This window comes from Streptomyces sp. DSM 116795, from assembly GCF_055792905.1.
The window spans coordinates 6047363-6059950 of sequence record NZ_CM147707.1 but is presented as its reverse complement, the minus strand read 5'-3'; the positions used below and the strand labels follow the sequence as shown (position 1 = coordinate 6059950).

Below are 12588 nucleotides of genomic sequence, written 5' to 3'. Positions count from 1 at the left end.
TCAGACCGGCGGCGTCACCAGCCGCGCTCGCGCCACTCGGCGAGGCTGGGGCGCTCGGCGCCCAGGTTCGTGTCACCGCCGTGGCCGGGGTAGACCCAGGTCTCGTCGGGGAGTTGGGCGAAGAGCTTGGTCTCGACGTCGTGGAGCAGACTCGCGAACGCCTCGGGGTCGTCGTGGGTGTTGCCGACGCCGCCAGGGAACAGGCAGTCGCCGGTGAAGAGATGCGGATGCCCGTGCGGGTCGTCGTAGACGAGGGCGATCGAGCCGGGCGTGTGACCGACGAGGTGCCGGGCGGTCAGCTCGTTCTCACCGACCCGGACGGTGTCACCGTCCTCGACCAGTACGTCGGTCGCGACCGGGATCCCTTCGGCGTCGAAGCGGCCGGCGCACGTACGGGCGCCAGTGGCCTCGACGACCGGCGCGAGGGCCTGCCAGTGGTCCCCGTGCCGGTGGGTGGTGACGACGGATGCGATGCCGTCGGAACCGATGAGTTCGAGCAGCGTCTCCGGCTCGTTGGCCGCGTCGATCAGCAGCTGTTCGCCGGTCCTGCGGCAGCGCAGCAGGTAGGCGTTGTTGTTCATGGGGCCGACCGCGACCTTGGAGATCATCAGGTCGGTCAGCTCGTGCACGTCGGCAGGTCCCCCGACCTGCACCTCTCCGGTGTAAGCCATGACGACAGCCTAGGCGGTGCCCCACGGGCCCGCGCCAGAGCGGCGGCATGGCGATGTGCGGACATGCAGCGCGTGACCCAGGCGCGGCTGGACCCGGCCGTACTACAGAGCCGGCAGTTCCGGGAGCGGGTCGCGCGCGGAGAGCCCCGCGCCGGAGCTGCGCCCCGTCAGCCAGGCGACCAGGGCGGTGGGGCTCCCGGCGACGACGACGGTCTTCGAGGCGTCGTCCCCGGCCGCGCCCGTACGCCAGCTGACGCCGTCCTCCGTACGGAGTTCGACGGGTGCGGAGATGCCGGGGTGACCGGAGAAGCGCCGGGCCATGTTGGCCAGTTCGCGCTCGATGAACGTGGCGGGCAGGTCGTCCATGGCGTAGCCGATGCCGAGGTCGACGTGGTGGAGCTCGACCTCGATCCAGCGCCGGAACGGCAGGGAATACGCGCGGTCCGTCACGCCGTTACGCAGTTCCACGGTGCGTTGCCAGGCGGAGTCGCTCTGGGCGGCGAAGGCGCCGTCGAGGCGTGCGGCGCTCTCGCGCAGGTCCGCCAGGTGCTCGGCCACGGTGCGTCCGGCGTCGCGCTCGATGTCGCCGTCACGGCTCTCGGCGCTGGTGTACATGGGCCGCTCGGCGAAGACGTTCAGCAGGGCGTCGGCGTTGCGCGCGAGGTGGGCCAGTACATGACCCCGGGTCCAGCCGGGCAGCAGCGAGGGCTTGGACGCGGTGGCGTCGTCGAGCTGCTCGACTTCGGCGAGGAGCGTGCCGGTGGCGGCCCGCAGCGCGGCGGCGTCGGCGACGGGATCGGGAGCGGAGGCGGCGGGGTTCGCTGACTGCGTCATGATCTCCAAGCTAGCTCCGGCGCTCCTCCGGGTGGAAGACACGAACGCGGCACGACCCGCAGGACTTCCGCAAGGGAGACTCAGAATCGAATGCACGTGCTATAAGCTCTGAGGGCGGTACCGACACGGTCCGGGACACACTCGGACGGCACCGCCTCTAGTCTTGAGCGGGGGGCTCCTGCGCAGTCGGGGCACCCTGCTTCTCACACGAAAGGTGCCAACCGGCGTGGCCTCTGACCGTCTTCTTGTCCGTGGCGCTCGCGAGCACAATCTCCGGAATGTCTCGGTCGACCTCCCGCGCGACTCGCTCATCGTCTTCACCGGTCTGTCGGGGTCGGGCAAATCCTCCCTGGCCTTCGACACGATCTTCGCGGAGGGCCAGCGCCGCTACGTCGAGTCGCTGTCCGCGTACGCCCGGCAGTTCCTCGGCCAGATGGACAAACCCGATGTGGACTTCATCGAGGGCCTCTCCCCCGCGGTCTCCATCGACCAGAAGTCGACCTCGCGCAACCCGCGCTCGACGGTCGGCACGATCACCGAGGTCTACGACTACCTCCGGCTGCTCTTCGCCCGCATCGGCAAGCCGCACTGCCCGGAGTGCGGCCGGCCCATCACCCGCCAGTCGCCGCAGGCCATCGTCGACAGGGTGCTCGGCCTGGAGCCGGGCAGCCGCTTCCAGGTGCTCTCGCCGCTGGTGCGTGAGCGCAAGGGCGAGTACGTCGACCTCTTCAACGAGCTGCAGACCAAGGGCTACAGCAGGGCGCGCGTCGACGGGCAGACCGTCCAGCTGTCCGAACCGCCGAAGCTGAAGAAGCAGGAGAAGCACACGATCGAGGTCGTCGTCGACCGCCTCACCGTCAAGGAGAGCGCGAAGCGGCGGCTGACGGACTCCGTGGAGACGGCGCTCGGCCTCTCGGGCGGCATGGTGATCCTCGACTTCGTCGACCTGGACGAGGACGACCCGCAGCGCGAGCGGATGTTCTCGGAGCACCTCTACTGCCCGTACGACGACCTGTCGTTCGAGGAGCTGGAGCCGCGCACCTTCTCCTTCAACTCGCCCTTCGGCGCCTGCCCCGACTGCACCGGCATCGGCACGCGCATGGAGGTGGATCCGGAGCTGATCGTCCCGGACGAGGAGAAGTCGCTGGACGAAGGCGCCCTGCACCCGTGGTCGCACGGGCACACGCGGGACTACTTCGGCCGCCTCATCGGTGCGCTCGCCGACGCGCTCGGCTTCCGTACTGACATCCCCTGGGCCGGGCTGCCGCAGCGGGCCAAGAAGGCGCTCCTGTACGGGCACAAGACGCAGATCGAGGTGCGCTACCGCAACCGGTACGGGCGGGAGCGTGCCTACACCACGGCCTTCGAGGGGGTCGTGCCCTTCGTCAAGCGGAGGCATCAGGAGGCGGAGACCGACAGCAGCAGGGAGCGCTTCGAGGGCTACATGCGCGAGGTGCCCTGCCCCACCTGTGACGGCACCCGCCTGAAGCCGGTCGTGCTCGCGGTGACGATGCAGGGGAAGTCGATCGCCGAGATCTCGGCGATGTCGATCAGCGAATGCGCCGACTTCCTGCGCGAGATGACGCTCAGCGACAGGGACAAGAAGATCGCCGAGCGGGTCCTGAAGGAGGTCAACGAGCGGCTGCGCTTCCTCGTCGACGTCGGCCTGGACTATCTGACACTCAACCGCGCGGCCGGGACGCTCTCCGGCGGCGAGGCGCAGCGCATCCGGCTGGCCACACAGATCGGTTCGGGCCTGGTGGGTGTGCTGTACGTGCTCGACGAGCCCTCGATCGGGCTGCACCAGCGAGACAACCACCGGCTGATCGAGACGCTGGTACGGCTGCGGGATCTGGGCAACACGCTGATCGTCGTCGAGCACGACGAGGACACCATCAAGGCGTCCGACTGGGTCGTGGACATCGGCCCGGGCGCGGGCGAGCACGGCGGCAAGGTCGTGCACAGCGGCCCGATGAAGGAACTCCTGGAGACCGCCGAATCGGTGACCGGTGACTACCTGGCCGGGCGGAAGAGCATCCCACTGCCGCAGGTGCGCAGGCCGGCCGATCCGGAGCGTCAGCTGACGGTGCGCGGTGCCCGTGAGAACAACCTCCAGGACATCGACGTGTCGTTCCCGCTGGGCGTGCTGACGGCGGTGACGGGCGTCTCCGGCTCGGGCAAGTCCACCCTCGTCAACGACATCCTCTACACCCATCTCGCCCGCGAGCTGAACAACGCCAAGTCGGTGCCCGGCCGGCACACCCGGGTCGACGGCGACGACCTGGTGGACAAGGTCGTGCACGTCGACCAGTCGCCGATCGGCCGGACGCCGCGCTCCAACCCCGCGACGTACACAGGGGTCTTCGACCATGTGCGCAGGCTCTTCGCGGAGACGACGGAGGCGAAGGTGCGCGGCTACCAGCCGGGGCGCTTCTCCTTCAACGTCAAGGGCGGCCGGTGCGAGAACTGCTCCGGCGACGGCACCATCAAGATCGAGATGAACTTCCTGCCGGACGTGTTCGTGCCGTGCGAGGTCTGCCACGGCGCGCGCTACAACCGGGAGACGCTGGAGGTCCACTACAAGGGCAAGAGCATCTCCGAGGTGCTGGAGATGCCCATCGAACAGGCGACGGAGTTCTTCGAGGCGGTGCCCGCCATCGCCCGCCATCTGCGGACGCTCAACGAGGTGGGCCTGGGTTACGTACGGCTCGGGCAGCCCGCGCCGACGCTCTCCGGCGGCGAGGCGCAGCGCGTGAAGCTGTCGAGCGAGCTGCAGAAGCGCTCCACGGGGCGCACCGTGTACGTGCTCGACGAGCCCACGACGGGGCTGCACTTCGAGGACATCCGCAAGCTCATCTCGGTGCTGGACGGTCTGGTCGACAAGGGCAACACGGTCATCGTCATCGAGCACAACCTGGACGTCATCAAGACCGCGGACTGGGTCGTCGACATGGGCCCGGAGGGCGGGTACGCCGGTGGCCTCGTCGTCGCCGAAGGCTCCCCGGAGCAGGTGGCGGCGATCCCGGCGAGTCACACGGGGAAGTTCCTGCGGGACGTGCTGGGCGACCGGGTGAGCGACGCGCCGCCGCCGGCGGCCGCGGGTGTGAAGACGGCCGCGCGCAAGGGGATTTCGTCCGGGGGCGCCGCACGGAAGCGGGCCTCGAAGAGCAAGCGGTAGCCGCGCCGCGGGCGTCCCGGTGGGGCTCGGCCGCGGGTCGCCCGCACGTTCATAGTTCACATCCACCCGCGCGGCGGCGGGGAGTTCGAGAAGAGCCTGCGAACTCCCCGCCGCCGCGCGGCGCTTTGTCGTCGGGTCCCGTTCCGTTCCACGTTCCGTGTTCTCAACTGGACCGCGCAGAACGGGAGTTGATGCACATGGTTCTTTCCGAATTTTCTTCCGGACATCTGGTGCGGACCGGTCACCGCTGAGACCCTTTGCGGCGCTGTGCGCAGAAAGCGCACGGAACACCCGTGTTTACAGGGGATGTTGTGATACGAGTAAACGTACGCAGAAGAGTCCTCGCCCGGTCACTGCTCAGCGCAGTGACCGCTTTTTCGTTTCTGACGGTGATTCAGCCACCGTCGGCGAACGCGGCCCCCGCGGCCGCCCCCGTACTCCCAGCGACCACTCGGATCAGCGCACCACAGCCGGCGGCGGCCGCCGCCCCCGCAGGCATCCCCGACGGCGACGGCATGGAGCTGTCCCGCACCAGCCGCCCCGTCGCACCCGGCGCCCGGCTCACCTCGTTCCAGCGGCTGGAGCCGGACAAGTGGCTGCGGGCTGACGCTCTCAGCGTCGAACTCGGCGGCGGCGACGACGGCGACAGAGGAGACGGCCGAGACAGCCAAAGCGACGGCAGCGGCAGCAGCGGCGGCACCCGTGCCGACTACCTCTCCTCCGGCGAGGTCTCCACCCGCCAACCCCTGAGCGAGCAGGTCGAGGCGCACGACCCGGGCGATGGCCGCCGTACCGTCGCGGCCTTCAACGCCGACTTCTTCGACATCGACGAGACGGGGGCACCGCTCGGCCCGGGTGTGCGCGACGGCCACGTGACGCACTCCCCCGCGGCCGGCAACAGCGACTCCCTCGGCTTCGGCCCGGACGCGGCGGGCCGGATCCTCGGACTCTACTTCGAGGGCACCCTCACCCTCCCCGAGGGCAAGCACCCGCTGACCGCCTACAACGCGGCCAACGTCCCCGAGAACGGCATCGGCGCCTACAACTCCCGGTGGGGAAAGGCCGATCGGGCACTCACCACCGACAGCGACCCCGAATCCACCGAGGTACGGCTGCGGCACGGCCGCGTCACCGAGGTCGCCGACGAGCCCGGCAGCGGCCCGATAGCCGAGGACACCACGGTGCTGGTCGGTCGCGACACCGGCGCGAAGAGGCTGGACGGGCTGAGGGTGGGCGACCGCGTCTCGCTCGAATACCACGCCCGTACGGACGACGGCAGTCGCGTCCCCCGGACCGCGGTCGGCGGAAGGGGCCTGCTGGTCGTCGACGGGCAGCCGCAGAACTGGGAGGGCAGGCCCAACAACGCGACGGCCCCCCGCACCGCGGTCGGCTTCTCCAAGGACGGCACGACGATGCACGTGATGTCGGTGGACGGACGCCAGGCGGCCTCCGGCGGTGTGACGCTCACCGAACTCGCCCTGATGATGAAGGACTTGGGCGCCTACAACGCCCTCAATCTGGACGGCGGCGGCTCATCCACCCTCCTCGCGCGCGAACCGGGCGCCGAACACGCCCAGTTGGAGAACGCGCCGTCCGACGGGGAGGAGCGCGAGGTGCCCAACGGGCTGGCTCTGACCGCTCCCGAGGGCAGCGGAGCGCTGAAGGACTTCTGGGTGGAGGCGGCCGCAGACCCGGCCGCCGCCCCCACCGCGGACAACATGCCCGTCGGTCACCCCGAGCGGGTCTTCCCGGGCCTGACAAGGAAGTTGACGGCCGCCGGCTACGACGAGTCCTACGGCCCGGCCAACGGCAGTCCGCGCTGGTCGGCGGCCCGTCCCGGCGTAGGGCGGGTCGACGGCGACGGTGTCTTCCACGCCCGCCGCGCCGGCTCGACCCGGGTCACCGCACACCAGGGCGAGGCGCGCGGCTCGACGCATCTGTCGGTCATCGGCGACCTCTCCCGCATCAGGCCCACCCGTGAGCGTGTCGGGCTGGCGGACGGCGGCGCCGAAGGCTCGTTCGGCATCGTCGGTTTCGACGCCGGCGGCACCAGCGCGCCCGTGGATCCGGCCGACGCCCGCCTGGAATACGACCGTTCGCTCTTCTCCATCCGTCCCGACAGCGCCAGGGGCGGCTTCGCCGTGACGGCGCGGCCCGGTCAGGAGTCGGCGTCCGGTGTCGTGACGGTCGAGGTCAGGGGGCGCACCACGAAACTCGCCGTCACGGTCGGGCTGCACGAGGAGAGGACCGCAGGCTTCGACGACGCCGCGGACTGGAAGTTCAGCGCCGCACGCGCCGAGGGCTCACTGGCGGCCGACCCCGGAGGCAGGGAGGGCACGGGGCTGAGGATGACCTACGACTTCAGCCGGTCCACCGCCACCCGCGCCGCGTACGCGACACCGCCGGCGGAAGTGCCCGTACCGGGGCAGCCGCAGAGCTTCACCATGTGGATCAGGAGCGACGGCAAGGGCGCCTGGCCCTCGCTGCATCTGAAGGACGCCGGCGGCACCGACCATGTGCTGCGCGGCGGGCACCTCACCGAGGAGGGCTGGCAGCAGGTCGCCTTCGAGGTCCCGGAAAACGTCAACTACCCGCTCCGGGTGCACCGTTTCTACCTCGCCGAGACCAGACCCGCCGAGCAGTACACCGGTGAAGTCGTCCTCGACGAGCTGACGGCCCGCATTCCGCCGGACGTCGAGCTGCCGGAGACGGCACGTCCGCACGATCCGCTCATCTCGACGGCGGCCGATGTCGCGGGACGCGACTGGCGGTTCGCGGTGATGTCCGACGCGCAGTTCGTGGCCCGCGATCCGGACAGCCCGGTCGTACGGCAGGCCCGCCGCACCCTCAGGGAGATCCGCGCGGCGGGGCCGGACTTCGTCATCGTCAACGGCGATCTGGTCGACGAAGGGTCGGAGGAGGATCTGAGCTTCGCGCGCCGCGTGCTGGAGGAGGAACTGGGAGACGCCGTCGAGTGGTACTACGTGCCGGGCAATCACGAGGTGATGGGAGGCAGCATCGCGAACTTCACCGCCGAATTCGGTTCGCCGCAGCGCACGTTCGACCACAAGGGCACCCGGTTCATCACCCTCGACACCTCCTCGCTCTCCGTACGCGGCGGGGGGTACGCCCAACTGCAGGGACTGCGACGGCAGTTGGACGCCGCAGCGGGTGATCCCTCCGTCTCGTCCGTGACGCTCGTGCAGCACGTGCCTCCCCGGGACCCGACGGGGCAGGAGGCGAGCCGGCTGACGGACCGTATGGAGGCGGACCTGCTGGAGGACTGGCTGGGCGGCTTCCGTGCCCGTACCGGCAAGGGGGCCGCATTCATCGGGGCGCACGCGGGCGTCTTCGACGCGTCCCGGGTGAGCGGCGTGCCGTACCTGGTCAACGGGAACTCCGGCAAGGCGCCGGCCGCACCGCCGGAGCGTGGCGGCTTCACCGGCTGGTCTCTGCTCGGCGTCGACCAGGAGGCCCCTCGGCACACTCAGGACTGGATCGCCGCGCAGACCAGGGCACATGTCGACGGCCTCACCATGGACGCGCCGACGGAACTGCGAGTCGGCAAGTCGGCACGCGCCGCGGCCACCGTCACACAGGGAGAGGGCGAGTCGGCACGGAAGGTGCCGGCCGGCTGGCCGCTCAGCACGGACTGGTCCGGCTCCGGCAACCTCTGCGTCAAGGGCGGCCGGAACGCCGCGGACGAGGGGCGCTGTTCCGCTTCGTACGATCCGCGGACCGGCACGCTCACCGCGCACCGGCCGGGGACCGTCACGCTGGCGGTGGACGTGGCGGGTGAGCGGACGGAGCGGCAGGTGACGATCACCCGCTGATCCCCCCGGCGCAGGCGGAGCGGTGCCCGGCCGGGCCGGGCACCGCTCCGCTCAGGCGTCCACGTCCTTCTTGTCCTTCGTGTTCCGTGTGGCCGCGAGGCTCGTGAGGGTGGTGACGACGAGCACGGCGCAGATGACGCCCAGAGACACGGGGATGCTGATCTCCGGCACATGCACACCGGCCTCGTGCAGCGCGTGGAGCACCAGCTTGACGCCGATGAAGCCGAGGATGACCGACAGCCCGTAGGACAGATGCACCAGCTTCTGCAGCAGGCCGCCGATGAGGAAATACAGCTGCCGAAGGCCCATCAGGGCAAAGGCGTTGGCGGTGAAGACGATGTACGGGTCCTGGGTGAGGCCGAAGATCGCCGGGATGGAGTCCAGCGCGAAGAGGACGTCGGTCGAGCCGATCGCCAGCATCACGATCAGCATGGGCGTCATCAGGCGCTTGCCGTTCTCGACGACGAACAGCTTCGTGCCGTGGTAATCCTTCGTTGAGGGGACGCGCCGCTCAACCATCTTCAGGAAGCGGTTCTCCTCGTACTCCTCCTCATGGCCTCCGCGGGCGTCCTGGATGAGCTTCCAGGCAGTCCAGATGAGGAACGCCCCGAAGATGAAGAAGATCCACGAGAAGGCCGAGATCATCGCGGCGCCCGCGGCGATGAAGACGGCCCGGAGCACCAGCGCGATCAGCACGCCCACCATCAGCACCCGCTGCTGATAGGCGGCCGGCACCGAGAACTTCGCCATGATCAGGACGAAGACGAAGAGGTTGTCGACGCTCAGGGACTTCTCGGTGATGAACCCCGCGAAGAACTCGCCCGACGCCTCGGTCGTTCCGAAGAGCCAGAGCCCGACCCCGAAGAGTCCGGCCAGGACGATCCAGACGGTGGTCCACACCCCGGCCTCCTTGAGGGAGACCTCGTGCGGTTTGCGCCCCCCGATGAAGAAGTCGGCGGCGATGAGGGCGCAGAGACCGACGATCGTCAGTGCCCAGACGTTCAGGGAGACATCCATGTACTCATCCTCCGGCTCGCGTGTGCGCATCGGCCGGAGGTCTCCTCCACCTGGCGCACGCTGTGACGCGCTGCCGGGCCGGCGCCCCGGGACCGGTCACATCCGGTCCGTACTGACGGGGACACCGCTGGGTGCCGGGAGTACTCCCCTCCGCACAAAGAAGAGTAAAGCAATGCCAAGGAAACGTAAAGAGAACCAGGTCAGGGCACAGGCCTGGATGGGCCGGGGCTCAAGTCAGGGCACAGGGCCGGGCGCAGGCAGGGCAGAAGCCGGGGCACATCCCAAGAAGGGCCATGTGCCAGGGCCGTGGCCGGGACCGTGGCCGGGGTCGGGGCGCATGGCCGGGGTTGGGGCCGGGGCGCGCCGCTCGGCTCGTACCGCGGCCCGGCTCAGCCCTCCGCTTCGTGCGTGCGCCGTGCGCGCTCCGACGCGACCTGGCCCAGCACCTTCGTCAGCACCTGGCTGCCGGGCGGCACGAGCGGAGGCTCATACGTCCAGTGATGACCGACCCACGGATCGGCCAGGTGATCGTCCGGGACGGGCGTGATGCGCAGCAGCGCCCGCCACAACGGTGAGAGCACCGGCCCGTATGCGCGGGCGTCCTCAAGGTCGGCGACCATCATCAGATGGACTCCGACGGACGGGCCCTCGTCGGCGAGATAGCGCAGCTGTGTGACGGCGCGGTCATCGAACCCGTGCGGGAAGTCGTGGACGACGAGGAGCTGTTCGGCGGTGTCGAGATCGGCGGGCAGCGCGTCCGTGGCGCGGCTGCGGACCGCCATCTGCACCAAGTCGACGCGGCGGGTGAGCTGTTCGAGCACGGTGCTCACACCGGCGGGGCCCGAGGCGGGCGGCACGGGCAGCACGCCGCTCTCGACGAGCGGCGCGAGCGCGGCCGAGGCGGAGCCCGCCGGATCGATCACGTGGAGCGTGAAGTCGCCCGCGGGATAGACCGCAGCCAGACGTGCGGCGACGGCGGTCGCGGTCTCCGCCGCGAGACGGCGCAGTTCGTCGGAGCTCACCACCGAGGCGGCGGCCGGGCCCGTAGCGGAGGAGCCGGACGCGCCGCTGCGACCGCTGTCGATCCACAGGCCCCGCTCCAGCGGCAGGCGCACCAGCATCGGGATCCGCAGACCGGCGCTCTCGGGAAGTGCGAGGTCGCCCAGGCGCATGGCCATCGGCGTCTCCAACGGCGGCCGGTAGCCGTGCCAGACGGGGTTGTCCCAGCGGGCGTAGGCGGGCGGCAGCGCCGGTTCGACGACGTCGGCCTCCGCGCTCAGCTGCCCCAGGTCACGGTCGAGAACCTCACGGGCCTGCTCGACGAGCCGGGTCTGTTTGGTGCGCGCCTCGCTGCGTGCCGCGTCGGCCGCGGGGCCGACGCGTGTGCGCGGGTCGGAGAGCACTTTGTCCAGCTCCTGCTCCATCCGCGACTCGGCGAAGTCGACTGCGGAGCGGTAGGCCGCGACCGTACGGGCCAAGTCCTCGAACATGTCCCAGATCTGGTTGTACAGCCGCTCGTCCATGCTCCAGCCGTTGGCGTCGCCTGCGACCGGCACGTGCGGGCCCGGCTCCGGCGACCCCGGTGGCGCGGATGCGGCTGCAGGTGTCCGGCCGGGTGCGGGGGACGTGCCGGAAGACGACGGTGCGGACGGCGGCGGCGCGGCGGCGCGACCGGGATGCCGGTAGCTGATGCGGCCGTCGCCGGCGGCGGTGGCCGCGCCCGCGCCGCTGTCGGCGATGCCCCCCGCGGCGCCGACGGTGGCTTCGCGGGAGCGCTCCCCGTCCGTACGGGGCGGAGGCGGAGCCACGGAGCGGTCCCTGCCGGCGGCCACGGCGTCATTGATCGTCGCGGCCAACTCCTGGGCGCGGAGCAGTCCTTGGTCTGCGAGCATCGCGGAGAGCCCGCCGGCGTAACCCTGCCCGACCGCGCGGACCTTCCAGCCGCCCTGACGGCGGTAGAGCTCCAGCGCGAGGACGGCGGACTCCGCGTCGAGCCCGGTGAGTGTGCAGCTCACGATCCCGGCTCCGTCGAGCCCGGTGACGGTCACGAGCGGCGGCGCCAGCTCCCCGAACCGCACCGGCCCGCCTGCCCCGGTGGGCAGAGCGAGCAGCACGTTGACGCAGTGGACGGCTTCGGGCAGGGCGTCGAGGTCAACCGCCAGGCGGTGCTCGGCCGCTGCCTGCCGGGACACCTCCAGGCCGGGCAGCTGCGGCTGCGCGGGGTGAGCTATCCACCCCTCCTCCCGCATCCTGCCGTCCTGGTCGTTGAGCGTCGCACCGGCGATGACCGGCCGCTCCGAGGTGACCCGGATCTCCAGACGGGCTTCCGGCAACGGGTGGTTCTGCCCCCGAACCAGCTCGGCCGTCATCCTCGCTCCCCCTTCTCACCGTCCGGCGACGGCCGCGCCTGCCGCCGCATCCCCGTCTTCCCCTGCTGAGTTGCGCCGTTACGGGCGGCTCAGAGGTGGGGCACCATCGCGGGCATCAAGTCCTGGAACGTACGGCCGTTGGTCGGCGCGCCGACGGCCGTCATCTGCCAGCCGCTGCCCTGCCGGTGCACCTTGGCCATGATCTGAGCGGTGTACTGGCCGCCGCCGGTCAGCGTGTAGCGCGCCAGCTCCTGCCCGTTGCTCTCGTCGACGAGACGGCAGAAGGCGTTCTCCACCTCTTCGAAGGTCTGCCCCGTGAAGGAGTTGACCGTGAAGACGATCTGGTCGATGTGGACGGGGATGCGCTGCAGATCCACCATGATCGCCTCGTCGTCGCCCCCCTGCCCGGCTCCGCCGACGAGGTTGTCGCCGGTGTGCCGCACTGAGCCGTCGTCGCTGACGAGATGACGGAAGAAGACCACGTCCTTCGGCTCGGTGCCCGCGAACAGCACCGCCGAAGCGTCAAGGTCGATCTCCTTGCTGCGCTTGCCGAACAGACCGCGGCGCGGGGCAGCCTTCCAGCCGAGTCCCATCCGCACCGCAGACAGGTTGCCCCCGTCCTCCTTCTGCAGGCTGATGGCCTGTCCCTTGGACAAGTTCACCGACACGTGACTACCCCTCTCACT

7 protein-coding genes are annotated in these 12588 nt (G+C 70.3%); 2 read left to right on the top strand and 5 right to left on the bottom strand.

The window, feature by feature from the left end:
• Positions 1–14: 14 nt before the first annotated feature.
• Both ACSMXX_RS26100 and ACSMXX_RS26095 read right to left on the bottom strand, forming a co-directional pair.
• Positions 15–671 (bottom strand): MBL fold metallo-hydrolase, encoded by a 657-nt coding sequence (locus ACSMXX_RS26100; RefSeq protein ID WP_473181125.1) that lies wholly within the window; start codon positions 669–671, stop codon positions 15–17.
• A gap of 102 nt (positions 672–773) precedes the next feature.
• On the bottom strand, positions 774–1505 hold the full coding sequence (locus ACSMXX_RS26095; protein ID WP_473181124.1) for a maleylpyruvate isomerase family mycothiol-dependent enzyme: 732 nt from the start codon (positions 1503–1505) through the stop codon (positions 774–776).
• Between the two features lie 214 nt (positions 1506–1719).
• On the opposite strand from ACSMXX_RS26095, the gene uvrA reads away from it, so the two are divergent.
• On the top strand, positions 1720–4683 hold the full coding sequence (uvrA, locus tag ACSMXX_RS26090) for an excinuclease ABC subunit UvrA (RefSeq protein WP_473181123.1): 2964 nt from the start codon (positions 1720–1722) through the stop codon (positions 4681–4683).
• Between the two features lie 515 nt (positions 4684–5198).
• Positions 5199–8516: a phosphodiester glycosidase family protein gene (locus tag ACSMXX_RS26085; RefSeq protein ID WP_473184976.1), complete on the top strand. Its 3318-nt coding sequence runs from the start codon at positions 5199–5201 to the stop codon at positions 8514–8516.
• A 51-nt stretch (positions 8517–8567) separates the two neighbouring features.
• Here ACSMXX_RS26085 and ACSMXX_RS26080 read toward each other — a convergent pair whose 3' ends face one another.
• From ACSMXX_RS26080 to ACSMXX_RS26070, 3 genes are all read right to left on the bottom strand, one after another.
• Positions 8568–9533, bottom strand: a complete 966-nt coding sequence (locus ACSMXX_RS26080; RefSeq protein WP_473184975.1) for a TerC family protein — start codon at positions 9531–9533, stop codon at positions 8568–8570.
• A 389-nt stretch (positions 9534–9922) separates the two neighbouring features.
• Positions 9923–11902, bottom strand: coding sequence for a TerD family protein (locus ACSMXX_RS26075; protein ID WP_473181122.1), 1980 nt, complete (start codon positions 11900–11902; stop codon positions 9923–9925).
• An 89-nt stretch (positions 11903–11991) separates the two neighbouring features.
• Complete coding sequence (locus ACSMXX_RS26070; RefSeq protein ID WP_473181121.1) at positions 11992–12570, bottom strand: TerD family protein; 579 nt, start codon at positions 12568–12570, stop codon at positions 11992–11994.
• Positions 12571–12588: the final 18 nt, after the last annotated feature.

Excerpts from the sequence above, each read along its gene's own strand:
- ACSMXX_RS26100 (WP_473181125.1), bottom strand. The coding sequence starts at position 671 with ATGGCTTACACCGGAGAGGTGCAGGTCGGGGGACCTGCCGACGTGCAC.
- ACSMXX_RS26095 (WP_473181124.1), bottom strand. The coding sequence starts at position 1,505 with ATGACGCAGTCAGCGAACCCCGCCGCCTCCGCTCCCGATCCCGTCGCC.
- ACSMXX_RS26085 (WP_473184976.1), top strand. The coding sequence starts at position 5,199 with ATGGAGCTGTCCCGCACCAGCCGCCCCGTCGCACCCGGCGCCCGGCTC.
- ACSMXX_RS26080 (WP_473184975.1), bottom strand. The coding sequence starts at position 9,533 with ATGGATGTCTCCCTGAACGTCTGGGCACTGACGATCGTCGGTCTCTGC.
- ACSMXX_RS26075 (WP_473181122.1), bottom strand. The coding sequence starts at position 11,902 with ATGACGGCCGAGCTGGTTCGGGGGCAGAACCACCCGTTGCCGGAAGCC.